This window comes from Dinoroseobacter sp. S375, from assembly GCF_049800775.1.
In the GTDB taxonomy this organism is placed as follows: Bacteria; Pseudomonadota; Alphaproteobacteria; order Rhodobacterales; family Rhodobacteraceae; genus Dinoroseobacter.
The window spans coordinates 26,033-43,687 of the sequence record NZ_JBNAFR010000007.1 but is presented as its reverse complement, the minus strand read 5'-3'; the positions used below and the strand labels follow the sequence as shown (position 1 = coordinate 43,687).

Sequence of the window (17,655 nt, the reverse complement as noted above, 5' to 3'; positions counted from 1 at the left end):
ATTGCAAGCGGATCCCGCAGCCCTGCCCCAGGATCAAGCCCGGTTCAGGCCCGGATCGCGCCCGGATGGTCCCCGTCGCGCATCATTGCAGCAGGACCGGGCCTTGACCCTCCTTCCACGCTGGGGGATCAAGGGGCAGTTCCGATGAAGCGGCCCGTGGCCGGGAAACAAAGGCTCGAGACATGCTGCTCCTGATCGATAACTACGACAGTTTCACCTATAACCTTGTCCATTATCTGGGCGAGCTGGGCGCAGATGTGCAGGTGCACCGCAATGACGCGCTGAATGTGCAGGAGGCCATGGCCCTGCGCCCGGATGCGATCATGCTGAGCCCCGGCCCGGCGGATCCGGATCAGGCGGGGATCTGCCTTGCCCTGACCGAAGCGGCCGCCGAGACCGGTACACCGCTCATCGGGGTGTGCCTGGGGCACCAGACCATCGGGCAGAGCTTTGGCGGCAAGGTCCAGCGCCATTCGGATATCGTCCATGGCAAGATGGGCGTGATGCACCATTCGGGCACAGGGCTCTTTGCCGGGCTGCCCTCGCCGTTCAAGGCGACGCGCTACCATTCGCTGGTCGTGGATCGCGACAGCCTTCCGCCCGAGCTGGAGGTGACGGCCTGGCTTGAGGATGGCACGATCATGGGCCTGCAGCATCGCAGTCTGCCGATCCACGGCGTGCAGTTCCACCCGGAATCCATCGCCTCGGAGCATGGCCACAAGATGCTGCAGAACTTCCTCGAGACCGTACCGGTGCCCGCATGAGTGACGCGCTCAAACCCCTGATCGGGGCAGCCGCCGACCGCGCCCTGACCCGCGCCGAGGCCGAAGCCGCCTTCGAGATCCTGTTCGAGGGCGAAGCGACCCCGTCTCAGATGGGTGGGCTCTTGATGGCCCTGCGCACCCGGGGCGAAACGGTCGAGGAATATGCCGCCGCCGCCGCGGTGATGCGCGCCAAGTGCAATGCCGTGACCGCGCCCCAAGGGGCGATGGACATCGTCGGCACCGGCGGCGATGGGAAAGGCACCCTGAACATCTCGACTGCCACGGCCTTTGTCGTGGCAGGCGCGGGCGTGCCCGTGGCGAAACACGGCAACCGCAATCTCAGCTCGAAATCCGGCGCGGCGGATGCGCTCGGCCAGATGGGCGTGAATGTCATGGTCGGCCCCGAGGTCGTCGAGCGCGCCCTGTCGGAGATCGGCATCGCCTTCATGATGGCCCCGATGCACCACCCGGCGATCCGCCATGTGATGCCGACCCGGGCCGAGCTGGGCACTCGCACCATGTTCAACATTCTGGGCCCGCTGACGAACCCGGCCGGGGTTGCGCGCCAGCTGACCGGTGCCTTCTCGCGCGACCTGATCCGGCCCATGGCCGAGACGCTCGCGGCGCTTGGCAGTGACGCGGCATGGCTTGTCCACGGCTCGGACGGCACCGATGAGCTGACGATCACCGGCACCTCCTGGGTGGCCGGTCTGGAAAACGGCACGGTGACCGAGTTCGAAATCCATCCCGAGGAGGCCGGCCTGCCGGTCCACCCGTTCGAGGCCATTCTCGGCGGCACGCCCGAGGAAAACGGCGTGGCCTTCCGCGCCCTGCTGGCCGGAGAGCCCTCAGCCTATCGCGACGCGGTTCTGCTGAACGCGGCGGCGGCGCTCAAGGTCGCAGGCAAGGTCACCGCCCTGCCCGAGGGCGCGGCGCTGGCAGCCGAGAGCCTCGATAGCGGGGCGGCACTGGCCAAGGTTCAGGGCCTTGCACAGATCACATCGGAGGCGGCATGAGCACCACCATTCTCGACAAGATCAAAGCCTATAAGCTGGAAGAGGTCGCCGCCCGCAAGGCCGCGCGCGCCCTTGCAGAGGTCGAGGCCGCTGCCAAGGCCGCCAGCCCCCTGCGCCCCTTCGCCGGAGCCTTGCAGGAGGCCGCGCGCACGGGCTACGCCCTTATTGCCGAGGTCAAGAAAGCCAGCCCATCCAAAGGGCTGATCCGGCCCGATTTCGACCCGCCCGCCATTGCGCGCGCCTATGCCGAGGGTGGTGCGACCTGTCTGTCGGTGTTGACCGATGCGCCCAGCTTTCAGGGGCATGAGGACTACCTTGTCGCCGCCCGCGCGGCCTGCGACCTGCCAGTGCTGCGCAAGGATTTCATGTATGACACCTACCAGGTGGCCGAGGCCCGGGCCATGGGCGCAGATTGCATCCTGATCATCATGGCCAGCGTCTCGGACGCGCAAGCCGCCGAGCTGGAGGATGCCGCCTTTGGATGGGGGATGGACGCGCTGATCGAGGTCCATGACGGGCCCGAGCTGGACCGCGCCTTGCGGCTGAAATCCCCGCTGATGGGGATCAACAACCGCAACCTCAAGACCTTCGAGACGACGCTCGACACCACCCGGACCCTCGCCCCGCGCATCCCCGAGGACCGGCTGATCGTCGCGGAATCCGGTCTGAGCGGCCCGGCAGAGCTGGCCGATCTCGCAGGCTATGGCGCGCGCACCTTCCTGATCGGCGAGAGCCTGATGCGGAAGGACAACGTTGCCGCCGCCACGCGCGACTTGCTCGCCAACCCCGTCCCGATGGAGGGCGCAGCATGAGTGGTCTGACCCATTTCGACGCCCAGGGCGCGGCCCATATGGTCGATGTCTCCGACAAGGAGGTCACGGACCGCATGGCGATCGCCCAGGGCGCCGTCCGCATGGCGCCCGAGACGCTGGCCATGATCACCGAAGGCACCGCCAAGAAGGGCGATGTGCTCGCCGTGGCCCGGCTCGCCGGGATCATGGGGGCCAAGAAGACCGCCGATCTGATCCCGCTCTGCCACCCGCTGCCAATCACCAAGGTTGCGCTGGAGCTGACCCCCGATGCGGATCTGCCCGGCGTGCGGATCGAGGCGACGGTCAAGACCTCGGGCCAGACCGGCGTCGAGATGGAGGCGCTCACGGCGGTCTCCGTCGCGGGGCTGACGATCTACGACATGGTCAAGGCCGTGGATAAGCGCATGCAGATCACCGACACGCGGTTGGTCTTCAAGGATGGTGGCAAATCGGGGCGGTTCACAGCCGATGAGTAACCTCGTGCCCGTGGCGGAGGCGCTTGATGCGCTCTTCGCCCTTGTTGCACCGCTGGAGACCGAAGAGGTCCCGCTGATCGCCGCCGCCGGGCGCGTGCTGGCCCATGACGCGGTGGCCGCGCGGACCCAACCGCCCTTCGCCGCTTCGGCCATGGATGGCTACGCTGTCCGGGCAGAGGACGGCGCGGCGGGTCTGACACTCGATGTGGTGGGCGAGAGCGCTGCGGGCCATGGCTGGGACGGGATTGTCCATCCGGGTCAGGCCGTGCGGATCTTTACCGGCGCGCCGGTGCCCGAGGGCGCCGGAACCGTCGTGATCCAGGAGGATGTGACCCGCAGCGGCGACCGCATCACCCTTGTCGAGACGACAGCGCCCGGCGCGAATATCCGACCCGAAGGCAATGACTTCAAGATCGGCGATCGGATGTCCGCGCCCCGCGTGCTGAGCCCGGCGGATGTGGCCCTCGCCGCCTCGATGAACCTGCCAAAGCTCAGCGTGTATCGCCGCCCCCGTGTGGCGCTGATCGCTACCGGTGATGAGCTTGTGATGCCGGGCGAGACCCCGGCCCCGGACCAAATCATCGCGTCCAACAGCTTTGGCCTGAAGGCGCTCTTCGAGGCTGCCGGAGCGGAGGTTCGTCTTCTCCCCATTGCGCCCGACACATCCGAGGGGCTGGCCGCCGTGCTCGACCTCGCCGGGGATGCGGACATGGTGGTGACCATCGGCGGCGCATCTGTCGGCGATCATGATCTCGTGGCGCGCGTCGCGGGGAATCTGGGGCTGGAGCGTGCCTTCTACAAGATCGCCATGCGCCCAGGCAAACCGCTCATGTGCGGGCGCTTCGGAGCTGCGCTGCTGATCGGGCTGCCCGGCAATCCGGTCTCGTCCATGGTCTGCGGCACGCTATTCGTGGTCCCGGCCTTGAGGGCCCTGCAGGGCCTGCCTGCCGAAGCGCGCGCCCAACGGGCCGGCAAACTCGCCCGCGCGCTCGGCCAGAACGGCCCGCGCGAGCACTATATGCGCGCGCAGCTCACGTGGCGCGACGGCATCGCCTGGATCGACCCGGCCCCGCGTCAGGATAGCGGGCTAATGTCCGTGCTCGCCTCGGCCGATTGCCTGCTGGTGCGCGCGCCCCATGCCGATCCCGCCACCGAAGGCGCGGATGTTGCCTATATTCCCCTCTGACATCCTCTGCGCGCCCCTGTTTCGCAGCATGATTGACACAAATCAGGAACAGGTTTAGAACACTACAGGAACTCGCAGCAGGTTAAGACCTTGTTTACCGGTTTTAGCAACTCTGCGAGCGGTGCCGGGCGACAGGTGCCCGAAGAGGGAGAGCAGATATGCTGACCAAGAAGCAAATCGAGTTGCTGGAATTCATCCACAAGCGTCTGCAGCGCGACGGTGTACCGCCTTCGTTCGACGAGATGAAGGATGCGCTCGACCTGCGGTCGAAATCCGGGATTCACCGTTTGATCACGGCGCTGGAGGAGCGCGGCTTCATCCGCCGTCTCGCGCACAAGGCCCGCGCCATCGAGATCGTCAAATTGCCGGAGGCGCTGGTGTCGCAATCCACCGGGTTCGCCCCGCAAGTCATCGATGGCGATCGCGCGGATCCGCCCCGAGGCGCGATGCCCGTGGCCGAGATCCATGCGGTCGAACTGCCGGTGATGGGCAAGATCGCCGCCGGTACGCCGATCGAGGCGATCAGCGAAGTGTCCCATACGGTGGCCGTCCCGGGCCAGATGATGCGCCAGGATGCCGAGCATTACGCGTTGGAGGTCAAGGGCGACTCGATGATCAATGCCGGCATCAACAGCGGCGATATCGTGGTGATCCGCGAGACCAACGCCGCCGAGAGCGGGGATATCGTGGTCGCGCTGGTCGATGGGCATGAGGCAACGCTCAAGACCCTGCGCAAGCGCGGCAACGCCATCGCGCTGGAGGCGGCGAACCCGGCCTATGAGACCCGTGTCTACCCGGCCGAGATGGTCCGGGTGCAGGGCAAACTGGTCGGGCTGATCCGCTCCTACTAAGCACGCGCCGAGGCGCAGAGATTTCGAGGGGCCGTGCAGAACTTGCGCGGCCTTTTGCGTTGCAAACTCGGGTTATTCCCCCAGCAGGCGCGCCAAAAGCCGGGGCTCGGATCGCGGTTTCGCCCCCTGCCAGGGCCGCGCGGGATCAGCCTCCTGCGCGGTGGTGATCTCGAGACCACCCTCCCCCACCGTGACTGCCAGCGCCCCGGTCCGCCGAAAGGCCCGGGCATCGATGACCTCGCAGGCGGTGCTGCGCGGCAGGTCCACATTCCCCACGATCAGATCCGCTGCCGCGCAGGCCTCGTTGAACTGTGCCGCGCCGGTCTTGCCACGCAGCTGCGTAACCGCATAAGCACCCAACGTGACATCGACCCGGCCCTTGCCATGGACGATCCCCTCCCGGGCATAGGCGGTGTACTGCGCCACGCCGTCCCCGTCATTCTCCAGCCAGCTCCGCGCCGCGAAACCATCGCCCCTCGACTTGCTGAGGCTCCGACCCTCCGGCGTCAAAACGCCCAGCAACCCGCCACTGCCCGAGACCAGCAACACGGGCCGCTCGGTCTGCGTCCAGAGCAGCAGCGCCACGAGACAGGGAGCCACCCCGATCCAGCGCGCCCGGAACGGTGTCAGCGCTACAATCAACGCGCCAGCCACCACCAAGGGCAGCACTACGGGCATGGGGCGCACCACATGGCCCACGGCCCCTTCGAGCCCCGAGACCGTGCCCGCGACCCAGAGGATCCAGCGGATCCCGATCTCCATCGCGAAGAGCCCGATCCATTCGAGCCCCAGCGGCGCGCCCGCCAGCGCCACCAGCGCACCGGGCATCACGAGCGTGCCCATAACCGGCACCGAGGCAAGGTTCGCGATCAGCCCGTAATGGGCGATGATGTTGAAATGGGCCGCCGCGATGGGCGCGGTCGCCGCCCCTGCCACGAACGAAGACAGCAAGAGCGAGGCCGGCCCCTTGGACCAGCGCGGCAGGGCGTACCACCATTTGACGTCGCGGAGCGCGGCATAGGTGATCACCAACGCGGTCGTCGCCGCAAAGGACATCTGGAAGCCCGGGCCCATCACCGCCTCGGGCCTGAGCGCCAGCACGATCAGCGCAGCCCAGGCCACAGAGCGCAGGGACAAGGCCCGCCTGTCGAAACAGACCCCGAGCAGGATCATCGCAACCATGATGAAGGCGCGTTCGGTGGCCACGCTCATGCCCGAGATCACCAGATACACCGCCGCCGCGATAAGGGCCGCGACGGCCGCGACCTTCTTGACCGGCACCCGCAGCGCCAGCCACGGCCAGAGCGCAAAGAGCGAGCGCAACCCGAGAAACACCGTCCCGGTCAGAAGCCCCATATGCAGGCCGGAAATGGCGAGGAGATGGGCGAGGTTGGAGCCGCGCAGATCCTCGACATAGGCCCGGTCGATGGCCGCGCGGTCGCCGGTGATGATCGCCGCCGCAAAGGCTCCGGGCTGACCCGGGATGCGGTCACGGATGGCCTGGGACAGGTCAAGGCGCAGGCTGTAGACCCGTTCGCGCCATGTCAGCGCCTGAGGTTCGGACCACAACAGCACCGGCACCCGCGTATAGCCCACCGCCCCGAGCCCCTTGAACCAGGCGTGGCGGCGGAAATCGAAGCCGCCCGGCTCGGTCGGCGAGGATGGTGGCGACAGATGTCCGGTGGTCATGACGATCTGGCCCGGGGTCGGCGCGATCTCAGGGGGCGGGCCATGGAGCGAAAGGCGCACGCGCTCGGGCCGCTTTTCGGGCGCAATGCCCCGCAACCTCACCTGATCCAGCGTCAGCCGTGTTGCCCCCGCATAGGAAGCATCGATCGCAACCACCCGCCCCTCGATGGGGCCGTAGTAGCGAAAGGACAGGACCGGCGCGGCCACATCCGCCGTGCGAAACGCCGCCAGCGCATAGCCCCCTGCGGCGAAGGCCAGCAGCCAACCCAACGGGCGCCAGGCCCAAGGCGCACAGAGCCCGCCCACGAGCCCCAGCCCCGTCAGCGCCCAGACCGCAAACAGCACCTGTTCCGACGGTTCCTGATCCGCCAGAAAATAGGCAAGTGCCCCGCAGCCGAACACGACCGGGGCCCAGGGAAAGAGGGCGTGGCGTGCCTCTGCGAAGTCGGTCACTTGTCCTGCCTTGCCGCGTTGGGTAAGTCCTGCGCAACCTTATCGAAACCTTGGTTGCCAATTGGTTAATCCCGCGGGATCCCGCGCCGGAGGCCTGGCACAGGAGACCACCCTCATGACCTCGACCCCGACCGCCCCCGTCGTCACCCGCTTTGCCCCCTCGCCCACCGGGTTCCTCCATATCGGCGGGGCGCGCACGGCGCTGTTCAACTGGCTCTATGCCCGGGGGCGCGGCGGCAAGTTCCTGCTGCGGATCGAGGATACGGACCGGGCACGCTCGACCCAGGAGGCGACGGACGCGATCTTTGCCGGGCTGCGCTGGCTGGGTCTCGACTGGGATGGTGACGCCACCAGCCAGTTCGAAGCTGCGGCGCGCCACGCGGAGGTGGCCCGGCAGCTTCTGTCCGAGGGCAAGGCCTATAAGTGTTTCTCGACCCAGGACGAGATCGCCGCCTTCCGCGAGGCCGCCAAGGCCGAAGGCCGCTCGACCCTCTTCCGCTCGCCTTGGCGCGATGCGGATGCGGCGACCCACCCGGACGCGCCCTTCGTGGTGCGGATCAAGGCCCCGCAAGAGGGCGAGACGGTGATCCGCGACCAGGTGCAGGGCGATGTGACCATCCGCAACGGCCAGCTCGATGACATGATCCTGCTGCGCTCGGATGGCACGCCGGTCTATATGCTCGCCGTGGTGGTGGATGACCATGATATGGGCGTGACCCATGTGATCCGCGGGGATGATCACCTCAACAACGCCGCGCGGCAGATGATGATCTACGAGGCGATGGGCTGGGACGTTCCGGTCTGGGCGCATATCCCGCTGATCCATGGGCCCGACGGCAAGAAGCTGAGCAAGCGTCACGGCGCGCTCGGGGTCGAGGAATACGAGGCCATGGGCTATCCGGCGGCGGCGATGCGGAACTATCTCGCCCGTCTGGGCTGGTCGCACGGGGATGACGAATTCTTCGACGATGCCCAGGCGCAGGCCTGGTTCGACTTCGGCGGCATCGGCAAATCCCCGGCCCGTCTGGACCTGAAAAAGCTCGACAACCTATCCGGGCAGCACATCGCCGCAATGGCGGATGACGCGATTGTCGCAGGTGCACAAGGATACCGCAGTGCAACCGGGGCCGACCCCCTGTCCGAGGCGCAATCCGAGGGTTTGTCGCGTGCGATGTATTGCCTCAAGGACCGGGCCAAGAAATTCCCGGATCTTCTTGATAAAGCGCATTTTATTCTGGCGTCGCGGCCGATTGTCCCGGATGAAAAGGTTGCGAAAAACCTCGATACGGTATCCCGTGGTATACTGGCTGAATTGACGCCGCAGCTGCAAAATGTTAGCTGGACCCGCGACATGCTGGAGGGCGCCGTGGGAGGCGTGGCAGAGGCTCATGGACTGGGTCTTGGCAAAATTGCCGCCCCCTTGCGAAGCGCGCTGGCCGGGCGATCTGCAACGCCCAGCGTTTTTGACATGATGCTCGTTCTGGGCCGCGAGGAAACCCTTGCGCGCCTGTCGGACGCAGCAGCGTGAGGGGGACCAAGCCGTAAGGTCGTTCTGCTCGCGCACCCGACACGCCGGTCGCAAGACCGACCATGCCACGACCGCGCCGGACCCCGGACACGGACGTTATAAAGAGGGACAGACATGGCTGAACAGAAAACCGCGACCCTGAGCTTTGATGACAAGACCATCGAGCTGCCGATCTACTCACCGACGGCGGGCCCGGATGTGCTCGATATCCGCAAGCTCTATGCTCAGGGCGACGTGTTCACCTACGACCCGGGCTTCACGTCCACCGCTGCCTGTGACAGCACCATTACCTTCATCGACGGCGCCAAGGGCGAGCTGCTGCACCGCGGCTATCCGATCGATCAGCTGGCCTCCCAGTCGCATTACCTCGAGGTGTGCTACCTGCTGCTTTACGGGGAGCTGCCGACCGCAGCCCAGCTCGAAGATTTCGAAAGCCGTGTGACCAACCACACGATGCTGCACGAGCAGATGATGAACTTCTTCCGCGGCTTCCGTCGTGACGCTCATCCGATGGCGATCATGACCGGCGTCGTGGGCGCGATGTCTGCCTTCTACCATGACAGCACGGATATCTCGGACCCGTGGCAGCGCGAGGTGGCCTCGATCCGCCTGATCGCCAAGATGCCGACGATTGCCGCCTGGGCGTACAAGTATTCGATCGGCCAGCCCTTCGTGTATCCGCGTAACGATCTGGACTACGCGTCGAACTTCCTGCGCATGTGCTTTGCCGTGCCCACCGAGGATTACGTGGTCGACCCGGTGCTCAGCCGCGCCATGGACCGGATCTTCACCCTGCATGCGGATCACGAGCAGAACGCCTCGACCTCGACCGTGCGTCTGGCCTCGTCCTCGGGGGCCAACCCCTTCGCCTGTATCGCAGCCGGCATTGCCTGCCTCTGGGGCCCGGCCCATGGCGGAGCGAACCAGGCCTGCCTCGAAATGCTGCGCGAGATCGGCTCCGTTGACCGGATCCCCGAATTTATCGCCCGCGCCAAGGACAAGGACGATCCCTTCCGTCTGATGGGCTTCGGCCACCGGGTATACAAGAACTTCGACCCGCGCGCGAAGGTGATGAAGCAATCCGCCGACGAGGTGCTGGAACTGCTGGGCGTCGAGAACAACCCGGTTCTGCAGGTCGCCAAGGAGCTCGAGGCCGCCGCGCTGGCCGATCCGTATTTCGCCGACAAGAAGCTCTTCCCGAATGTGGACTTCTACTCCGGCATCATCCTCGAGGCGATGGGCTTCCCGACATCGATGTTCACGCCGATCTTCGCCCTGTCGCGGACCGTGGGCTGGATCGCCCAGTGGAAAGAGATGATCACCGACCCAGCCTTCAAGATCGGCCGCCCGCGTCAGCTCTACAAAGGGGAAACGATGCGCGACTATGTGGATGTGGAAAACCGCTGATCCCTCCACAAATCGACTGTTTTCAGGGCCGTCCTTCGGGGCGGCCCTTGTTTTTTGTGACCGCAGCCCAGCCTCGGCGGCGGAAACGTAAAAAAACGGTTAAAAAATGGGCCACAGAGATCGAATTTGGTGCTACGGCTTAGGGAGTCGGGATCAAAAGTCAACTCCAAACCCAAAGACTTGACCCGACGCAATTCCAAGGACGGGATTGCTCGTGGAGACAAGCGCGCTTGTTTTCGGCCCCCAATAACAAAAACGGAGTCACAGGGACTTACCATGACCAGTAAAATCGTCGTCGGATTGGACGGCAGCAGCTCTGGGGAGCGCGCACTCGCGTATGCCCAGAGTCTGGCGAGCCGTTTGGAAAGCTGCGAAATTATCGTCGCCTTCATCATCGAATGGTCACCTTACACCTTCCAGACCGCAGAAGAGAACGCGCAGCGCCATAAGCGCCGCGAAGAAGAAATCACGACAGCACAGACCCGGGTCGTGGACCCGGCCGTCTCTACGCTCTGCGATGCGGGCTTTGCCGCACGGGGCATCGTGAAACACGGGGATGTCGCAGATCTTCTGGACAAGATCGCAAAGACCGAGAGCGCCGACCAGATCGTGGTCGCCCGCAGCTCCGAAGGCGGGTTCGTCAACCGGGTGTTCGGCACCTCGACCGTGAACCTTGTCCTGCATGCCTCCGTCCCTGTCACAGTCGTCCCGTGAGGAGCCCCATCATGAAGACACCCATTCTTGCCACTTTGGCCCTCGCGCTCTGCTCGACAGCCGCCCTTGCGCAAGACGCAAAATCCATTGACCAGACGGTGAACGAGGCCTTCGCCGCCGTCACCGGTCCCTTTGTCAGCTTGATCTTCGCGCCCTTCCCGGGCACCAGTTTCCCCTGGATCGTGATGTGGCTGGTGGTCGCCGCCACAATCTTCACTGTCTATTTCGGCTTCATCCAGCTGCGCGGCTTCGTGCACTCGATCAAGCTGGTCAAAGGCGACTACTCGGACCCCGATGACGCGGGTGAGGTCAGCCACTTCCAGGCCCTGGCCACGGCCCTCTCGGGCACCGTGGGCCTCGGCAACATCGCCGGTGTGGCGGTCGCCGTGGGCATCGGCGGCCCAGGTGCCACCTTCTGGATGATCATGGCAGGCCTTCTGGGCATGGCCTCGAAATTCACCGAATGTACGCTCGGCGTGAAGTACCGGAACGAGTATCCGGACGGCACGGTCTCCGGCGGTCCGATGTACTACATCTCCAAGGGCTTTGCGGAAAAGGGCGTGCCAGGCGGCAAGTTCATGGCCGTGCTGTTCTCGATCTTCTGTATCCTCGGCGCCCTGGGCGGCGGCAACATGTTCCAGGCCAACCAGGCCCATGCGCAGATCTCCGGCATCGTCGGCGATTATCCGGGCTGGATCACCGGCATAATCTTCGCGGGCGTCGTCTTCGCGGTGATCGTGGGCGGGATCAAATCCATCGCCAAGGTGACCGAGAAGGTCGTGCCCTTCATGGGCATCATGTATGTGGCCGTGGCTCTGATCATCCTGCTGGTGAATTTTGACCAGATCGGCTGGGCCTTCGGCCAGATCTTCGAAGGTGCCTTTACCGGGCTCGGCGTGGCCGGCGGCATGGTCGGCGCCCTGATCCAGGGCTTCAAGCGCGCCGCCTTCTCGAACGAGGCGGGCGTGGGCTCCGCAGCGATCGCACACTCGGCGGTGAAAACCAAAGAGCCGATCACCGAGGGCTATGTCTCCCTGCTTGAGCCCTTCATCGACACGGTGGTGATCTGCACCATGACAGCGCTCGTCATCACCATCTCCGGTCAGCTGATGATCAACCCCGAAACCGGCCTCTACATGGTCGAGAACGGCACGATCATGACCGTGGACGGCAATTCCGGTGTCGCCCTGACCTCGGCGGCCTTCGCCACGGGCTTCTCCTGGTTCCCCTATATCCTCGCGATTGCGGTGATCCTCTTTGCCTTCTCGACCATGATCTCCTGGTCCTATTACGGCCTCAAGGCCTGGACCTACCTCTTCGGCGAGGGCGAAACCAAGGAACTGGTCTTCAAGATCATCTTCTGCGTCTTCGTGGTGATCGGTGCGGCCGCCAGCCTTGGCCCGGTGATCGACTTCTCCGACGCGGCGATCTTCGCCATGGCGGTGGTCAATATCGCCGCGCTCTATGTGCTGATGCCGATTGTGAAAGCGGAGCTGGCCTCCTACCTCGCGCGCCTCGCCTCCGGCGAGATCAAAGAGCACAAGGGCTGAGCCCAGAACAGATCAGAGGGCCGGTCTCCGGATCGGCCCCCTTCCCCCTTCATTGTTCCGACAATACTCCGGGGAGTCGCCATGGGCGACGGGGGCAGAGCCCCCTTTTTCGTGAAAATCGCATGCGCCGCAGGCGCGCAATCGGATCCCCGCGCGCCCGGTTACTCCGCCGCGACCCGTTTGGGGTTGAGCATCGGCTTGAGGTAATGACCCGTATGGCTCTCGGCCACCTCGGCCACCTTCTCGGGCGTGCCGGTGGCCACGACTGTCCCGCCGCCATCCCCGCCTTCGGGACCGATGTCGATGATCCAGTCGGCGGTCTTCACCACATCGAGATTATGCTCGATCACCACCACGGTATTGCCCTGCTCCACCAGCTCGTGGAGCACTTCGAGCAGTTTGCGCACATCCTCGAAATGCAGACCCGTGGTCGGCTCGTCCAGAATATAGAGCGTGCGGCCCGTGGACCGCTTGGCCAGCTCCTTGCTGAGCTTGACCCGTTGCGCTTCTCCGCCCGAAAGCGTGGTCGCCTGCTGGCCCACCTTGATATAGCCGAGCCCGACCCGCATCAGGGCATCCATCTTCTCGCGAATGCTCGGCACCGCCTTGAAGAACTCCTGCGCGTCCTCGACCGTCATGTCGAGCACATCGGCGATGGACTTGCCCTTGAACAGCACCTCCAGCGTCTCGCGGTTGTACCGCGCGCCCTTGCAGGTCTCGCATTCCACATAGACATCCGGCAGGAAGTGCATCTCGATCTTGATGACCCCGTCGCCCTGGCATGCCTCACAACGCCCGCCCTTGACGTTGAACGAGAACCGCCCGGGCTTGTAGCCCCGGGTCTTGGCCTCGGGCAGGCCCGCGAACCAGTCGCGGATCGGGGTGAAGGCCCCGGTATAGGTCGCCGGGTTCGAGCGTGGTGTGCGCCCGATGGGCCGTTGGTCGATATCGATGACCTTGTCCAGATGCTCCAACCCCTTGATCGTCTCGCAGGGCGCTGGTGTCTGGCGCGCCCCGTTCAGGCGCATGGAGGCGGTCTTGAACAGAGTCTCGATGGTCAGGGTCGATTTGCCCCCGCCGGACACGCCCGTCACACAGACAAACTTGCCCAACGGGAAGTCCACGGTGATGTTCTGCAGGTTGTTGCCCGTGGCCTGGCGGACCGTGACCTTCTTCTTGTTGCCCTTGCGACGGGTCGCCGGGACGGCGATCTCGCGCCGCCCGGCGAGGTAGTCGCCGGTCACGGAATTGGGGTTCGCCATGATCTCGGCCGGGGTGCCATGGGCTACGACCTGCCCCCCGTGCACCCCTGCCCCGGGACCGATATCGAAGACGTAATCGGCCTCGCGCACGGCTTCCTCGTCATGCTCGACCACGATCACCGTATTGCCCTGATCGCGCAGGTTCTTGAGCGTGGTCAGCAACCGGTCATTGTCGCGTTGGTGCAGCCCGATGGAGGGTTCGTCGAGCACGTAGAGCACGCCTGTCAGGCCCGAGCCGATCTGGCTGGCCAGACGGATCCGCTGGCTTTCGCCGCCCGACAGGGTGCCCGCATTGCGGCTGAGGGTCAGGTATTCGAGCCCGACATTGTTCAGGAACCCAAGCCGCTCGCGGATCTCCTTGAGGATGGCGCGGGCGATCTCGTTCTTCTGATCCGTCAGGCTCTCGGGCACCGTCTGGCACCACTCATAGGCCTCGCGGATCGACATCTGCACCACCTGCCCCACATGGAGCCCGGCGATCTTGACCGCCAGCGCTTCGGGCCGCAGGCGGTAGCCGCCGCAATCCCCGCAGGAGCGGTTGTTCTGGTAGCGCTCGAATTCCTCGCGGATCCAGCTCGAATCCGTCTCGCGGTAGCGCCGCTCCATGTTGGGGATCACGCCCTCAAACGCGCGCGAGACCTGATAGACGCGCCCGCCCTCGTCATAGCGGAACGCGATTTCCTCATCGCCGGAGCCCCGCAGGAAGACCGACTGCACCTTGGCGGGCAGATCCTTCCACGGGGTTTTCGGGTCAAAGCCGTAATGCTTGGCGATAGAATCGATGGTCTGCAGGAAATAGGGCGACTTGCCCTTGCGCCAGGGCGCCAGCGCCCCATCGGCGAGCTTGAGGGTGGCATCGGGCACCACGAGGCGTTCGTCAAAGAACAGCTCGACCCCGAGACCGTCACAGGACGGGCAGGCCCCGAAGGGCGCGTTGAACGAGAACAGGCGCGGCTCGATCTCGGGGATCGTGAAGCCAGAGACCGGACAGGCGAACTTTTCCGAGAAGGTATAGCGCTCGGGCTCAGGCGTGGCGCCGTCTGCCGAGGCAGACGGCGCGGTCTCGAGGATCGCGATGCCATCCGCCAGATCCAGCGCCGTGCGCAGACTGTCGGCGAGACGGGTTTCCATCCCTTCGCGCACCACGATGCGGTCGACGACCACATCGATGTCATGGCGGAACTTCTTGTCCAATGTGGGCGGCGTGTCGAGTTCGTGGAAGTCCCCGTCCACCTTCACGCGTTGAAACCCCTGCTTGCGCAGCTCGAGAAATTCCTTGCGGTACTCGCCCTTGCGGTCGCGCACGATGGGGGCCAGCAGATAGGCGCGCGTCCCCGCCTCCAGCGTCATGACCCGGTCGACCATATCCTGCACCTGCTGCGCTTCGATGGGCAGTCCGGTCGCGGGGCTATAGGGCGTGCCAACCCGCGCAAAGAGCAGACGCATGTAGTCGTAGATCTCGGTCACGGTGCCGACGGTCGAACGCGGGTTCTTCGAGGTCGTCTTCTGCTCGATCGAGATCGCCGGGGAGAGCCCCGAGATATGATCCACATCCGGCTTTTCCATCATGTCGAGGAACTGGCGGGCATAGGCGCTCAGGCTCTCCACATAGCGGCGCTGCCCCTCGGCATAGATCGTGTCAAAGGCCAGGCTCGACTTGCCCGAGCCCGACAGGCCGGTGATCACCACCAGCTCATCCCGGGGGATATCCACATCGATGGATTTCAGATTGTGCTCGCGCGCGCCGCGCACCTCGATCTTCTTCAGCTCGGGCATGGGGGCCTCTTGTTAACCGCTCCGTAAGAGATAGGCGGTCGGGACCGAGTCTCCAACCGAAAAAAGCGAACGAAGCGGGAACAGGCAGATGCGCGGGCGATCAGCCCTCTGCGCGCCGTCGCAGAGCGAGCACCCCGTGGGCCATTGCCCCGAGACAGAGCACGAAACCGAGCGTGATCAGCATCGCCGAATAGCCCAGCCCGACCGAGATCGCAAAGAGGACCGGCGTGCCCAGCGTGTTGCCGATATTGCCGGTCTGCGCCATGGCCCCGTTGGACAGGATCCGCCCCTCGGCGGTCGGGTTCAGGTCGGGCACCGAGGCAAAACTGGCCCCCTGCACCAGCCCGAGACAGGCCGCAAAAATCAGGCAGAGCACGGCGTCCCCGGGCCAGATGATCAGCGCGACTGCGCAGACCGCCGAGCTGAGAAACCCGACCTGGATCACGGTCACCGACGAGACCCTGCGCAGCAGCCAGACGCCGAGGGTCAGGGAGGCCGTGATGCTCACCAGGGGCATCGCGCCGATCAGGAAGGTCTGCTGCGCCGGGTCGAGATATGGCGGCAGCAAGGTCAGGAGGCTGACAAAGCAGAAGGTGTAGAAAAGCCAGCCCGCCGCAGGGGCCCCGAGCCGGGGCGAGCGGTAGATCTCGACATGTTTCGCCCAGAGCGCGCCCAGATCCGGTTTTGTCCAGAGCGGACCGGTCGGCGCGGGCTCCTTCGGCAGGGCAGCCCCGATGGCCAGGGCCGCAGCGGCCATGAAGACCCCGTGCGCCCCGAACAGGGCGGGCACCCCGAGCCAAGCCGCAAGGGGCAGACCGAGCCAAGTCAGGATCGCGAAGGCCACACCGAAGAACGTGCCCCACAGGGTCAGGGTCACGCCCCGGTCCCGGGTCGCACTAAGGCTCGCGATCAGGGTTGGCGCCGCCACGACGATCGCCAGATGGGACAAACCTTCGAGCAGACGGGAGAGCAGGAACAGCCAGAGCGGCGGGGCCAGCCCCTGCAGGAGCGACACCGCCGCCCCCAGCCACAGCCCCCAGACCAGCGCGCGCCGCACGGTCAGCCGCGCGACCACGACCCCTGCGGTGACTCCGAGCAGGATACCGACCCCGCCCACAAGCGAGACCACCCAGCCCAGAAGCGTGCCCGCCTCGGGGAAGAGCTGCGGCAGTTGGTCGAAGACCACGCTGACCTTGCCATATTGCGCCGCAGCGCCCAGCCCGGCGCCCCAGAGCAGAAAGACCAGTGGCCAGGGGGTATGTGAGGGGGCCTGTGTCATGCCTGCGCGCTACCGCGCGGTGACGGCCATCGCAAGCCTCAATGCCCCCTGGTTCGGGCGCGCCCAAAGAAAAGGGCGCGAGTGGTTCGCGCCCATTCCGATCCGAATTGCCGTCGGTTTACGACCTGCGCTTGAAACCAAGGGCGACGAGCCCTGTCAAAAGCAGCAGCCCCCCGGCCGGCAGCGGGATCGGCGTCATGCCGCCCAGATCCACGATCCGGATGTTGTCCAGCGCCGCCCCGGCGGCCCGGCCACCCGATGCGTCGGAAAACGACAGAAGCAGGCTTTCAGCCTCCGCCGTGAATGTCAGGGACTTTTCTTCCCACGTGAAATTGCTCGCGGTATCGCCGGGCACTGGAGTGTATCCGAATGTCTCCGTGGTCTGCCCGACAGAGACCACTGCCGTGGTGCTTGGGAGGCCAGAGAAGAAGTTGCCGCCCATATCGAAGAGCAGCTCGTAATCGCTGCCGATCGTGAACCCGCTCACGGTTTGCTGGATCGTGCCGGGCAGGACGCCGTTGAGGTCGAGGCTCTGCTCCCCTTCCGACGGGGCCCAGGTCGGCAGGCGAATGATCTCGACATTCCCTGCTGCAACGGTCCATCCCGGCATTGGATTGGCGGGAACCGAATAAACATTGGTGTTCGTCTTGGGGTCCTCAAACCCTCCATTTACGACCGTAATGGCCTGCGCCTGAAGCGCGGTGAGCGGCAAAAGCAGCGCAGCGAAAGCGTATTTGGAAAGGGACACGTGACAACCTCCATAATTCAAAAACTGATTAATTTTTGAACAAGTGTCGGATTTCGTCAAGTAAAGCAGGCACAGCCCGCCGGGACGCGCCCGCGTGAAAACAGTGTCCGTCTCCGCGCCCCAGCGATCACGCCGCGGAACCAA

14 protein-coding genes are annotated in these 17,655 nt (G+C 65.1%); 10 read left to right on the top strand and 4 right to left on the bottom strand.

Annotated features, from left to right (window positions below):
• Positions 1-182 precede the first annotated feature (182 nt).
• From ACP150_RS15305 to lexA, 6 genes are all read left to right on the top strand, one after another.
• A complete protein-coding gene (locus ACP150_RS15305) occupies positions 183-764 on the top strand; it encodes an anthranilate synthase component II (protein WP_424967534.1) in 582 nt (193 codons plus the stop codon).
• Positions 761-1,780 carry an anthranilate phosphoribosyltransferase gene (trpD, locus tag ACP150_RS15300; protein WP_424967533.1) on the top strand — a complete coding sequence of 340 codons (1,020 nt, stop codon included), beginning with the start codon at positions 761-763 and terminating at the stop codon, positions 1,778-1,780. Before ACP150_RS15305 ends, trpD begins: the two co-directional genes overlap by 4 nt.
• Entirely contained in the window at positions 1,777-2,592 is an 816-nt protein-coding gene (trpC, locus tag ACP150_RS15295) for an indole-3-glycerol phosphate synthase TrpC (RefSeq protein WP_424967532.1), read from the top strand. The genes trpD and trpC overlap by 4 nt, the downstream gene beginning before the upstream one ends.
• The gene (gene moaC, locus ACP150_RS15290; RefSeq protein ID WP_424967531.1) at positions 2,589-3,068 is read left to right on the top strand and encodes a cyclic pyranopterin monophosphate synthase MoaC; all 480 of its coding nucleotides are present in this window, start codon (positions 2,589-2,591) and stop codon (positions 3,066-3,068) included. The genes trpC and moaC overlap by 4 nt, the downstream gene beginning before the upstream one ends.
• The gene (glp, locus tag ACP150_RS15285; RefSeq protein ID WP_424967530.1) at positions 3,061-4,254 is read left to right on the top strand and encodes a gephyrin-like molybdotransferase Glp; all 1,194 of its coding nucleotides are present in this window, start codon (positions 3,061-3,063) and stop codon (positions 4,252-4,254) included. The genes moaC and glp overlap by 8 nt, the downstream gene beginning before the upstream one ends.
• Positions 4,255-4,412: 158 nt before the next feature.
• Positions 4,413-5,105 carry a transcriptional repressor LexA gene (gene lexA / locus ACP150_RS15280; RefSeq protein ID WP_424967529.1) on the top strand — a complete coding sequence of 231 codons (693 nt, stop codon included), beginning with the start codon at positions 4,413-4,415 and terminating at the stop codon, positions 5,103-5,105.
• A 72-nt stretch (positions 5,106-5,177) separates the two neighbouring features.
• On the opposite strand, the gene ACP150_RS15275 is transcribed toward lexA, so the two are convergent.
• Entirely contained in the window at positions 5,178-7,247 is a 2,070-nt protein-coding gene (locus tag ACP150_RS15275; RefSeq protein ID WP_424967528.1) for a ComEC/Rec2 family competence protein, read from the bottom strand.
• 115 nt (positions 7,248-7,362) lie between these two features.
• On the opposite strand from ACP150_RS15275, the gene gltX reads away from it, so the two are divergent.
• From gltX to ACP150_RS15255, 4 genes are all read left to right on the top strand, one after another.
• Positions 7,363-8,775, top strand: coding sequence for a glutamate--tRNA ligase (gene gltX / locus ACP150_RS15270; protein WP_424967527.1), 1,413 nt, complete (start codon positions 7,363-7,365; stop codon positions 8,773-8,775).
• Between the two features lie 114 nt (positions 8,776-8,889).
• Complete coding sequence (gltA, locus tag ACP150_RS15265) at positions 8,890-10,182, top strand: citrate synthase (RefSeq protein ID WP_424967526.1); 1,293 nt, start codon at positions 8,890-8,892, stop codon at positions 10,180-10,182.
• Between the two features lie 276 nt (positions 10,183-10,458).
• Positions 10,459-10,896 (top strand): universal stress protein, encoded by a 438-nt coding sequence (locus ACP150_RS15260; protein WP_424967525.1) that lies wholly within the window; start codon positions 10,459-10,461, stop codon positions 10,894-10,896.
• 11 nt (positions 10,897-10,907) lie between these two features.
• The gene (locus ACP150_RS15255; RefSeq protein ID WP_424967524.1) at positions 10,908-12,446 is read left to right on the top strand and encodes an alanine/glycine:cation symporter family protein; all 1,539 of its coding nucleotides are present in this window, start codon (positions 10,908-10,910) and stop codon (positions 12,444-12,446) included.
• Positions 12,447-12,607: 161 nt separating this feature from the next.
• On the opposite strand, the gene uvrA is transcribed toward ACP150_RS15255, so the two are convergent.
• The 3 genes from uvrA to ACP150_RS15240 form a co-directional block, all read right to left on the bottom strand.
• A complete protein-coding gene (gene uvrA, locus ACP150_RS15250) occupies positions 12,608-15,484 on the bottom strand; it encodes an excinuclease ABC subunit UvrA (RefSeq protein ID WP_424967523.1) in 2,877 nt (958 codons plus the stop codon).
• A gap of 100 nt (positions 15,485-15,584) precedes the next feature.
• Entirely contained in the window at positions 15,585-16,763 is a 1,179-nt protein-coding gene (locus ACP150_RS15245; RefSeq protein ID WP_424967522.1) for an MFS transporter, read from the bottom strand.
• Between the two features lie 118 nt (positions 16,764-16,881).
• Positions 16,882-17,511, bottom strand: coding sequence for a DUF642 domain-containing protein (locus ACP150_RS15240; protein WP_424967521.1), 630 nt, complete (start codon positions 17,509-17,511; stop codon positions 16,882-16,884).
• Positions 17,512-17,655: the final 144 nt, after the last annotated feature.

What these genes read in the sequence shown, in the direction of transcription:
- ACP150_RS15305 (WP_424967534.1), top strand. Translation starts at nt 183, where the DNA reads ATGCTGCTCCTGATCGATAACTACGACAGTTTCACCTATAACCTTGTC.
- trpD (WP_424967533.1), top strand. Translation starts at nt 761, where the DNA reads ATGAGTGACGCGCTCAAACCCCTGATCGGGGCAGCCGCCGACCGCGCC.
- trpC (WP_424967532.1), top strand. Translation starts at nt 1,777, where the DNA reads ATGAGCACCACCATTCTCGACAAGATCAAAGCCTATAAGCTGGAAGAG.
- moaC (WP_424967531.1), top strand. Translation starts at nt 2,589, where the DNA reads ATGAGTGGTCTGACCCATTTCGACGCCCAGGGCGCGGCCCATATGGTC.
- glp (WP_424967530.1), top strand. Translation starts at nt 3,061, where the DNA reads ATGAGTAACCTCGTGCCCGTGGCGGAGGCGCTTGATGCGCTCTTCGCC.
- lexA (WP_424967529.1), top strand. Translation starts at nt 4,413, where the DNA reads ATGCTGACCAAGAAGCAAATCGAGTTGCTGGAATTCATCCACAAGCGT.
- gltX (WP_424967527.1), top strand. Translation starts at nt 7,363, where the DNA reads ATGACCTCGACCCCGACCGCCCCCGTCGTCACCCGCTTTGCCCCCTCG.
- gltA (WP_424967526.1), top strand. Translation starts at nt 8,890, where the DNA reads ATGGCTGAACAGAAAACCGCGACCCTGAGCTTTGATGACAAGACCATC.
- ACP150_RS15260 (WP_424967525.1), top strand. Translation starts at nt 10,459, where the DNA reads ATGACCAGTAAAATCGTCGTCGGATTGGACGGCAGCAGCTCTGGGGAG.
- ACP150_RS15255 (WP_424967524.1), top strand. Translation starts at nt 10,908, where the DNA reads ATGAAGACACCCATTCTTGCCACTTTGGCCCTCGCGCTCTGCTCGACA.
- uvrA (WP_424967523.1), bottom strand. Translation starts at nt 15,484, where the DNA reads ATGCCCGAGCTGAAGAAGATCGAGGTGCGCGGCGCGCGCGAGCACAAT.
- ACP150_RS15245 (WP_424967522.1), bottom strand. Translation starts at nt 16,763, where the DNA reads ATGACACAGGCCCCCTCACATACCCCCTGGCCACTGGTCTTTCTGCTC.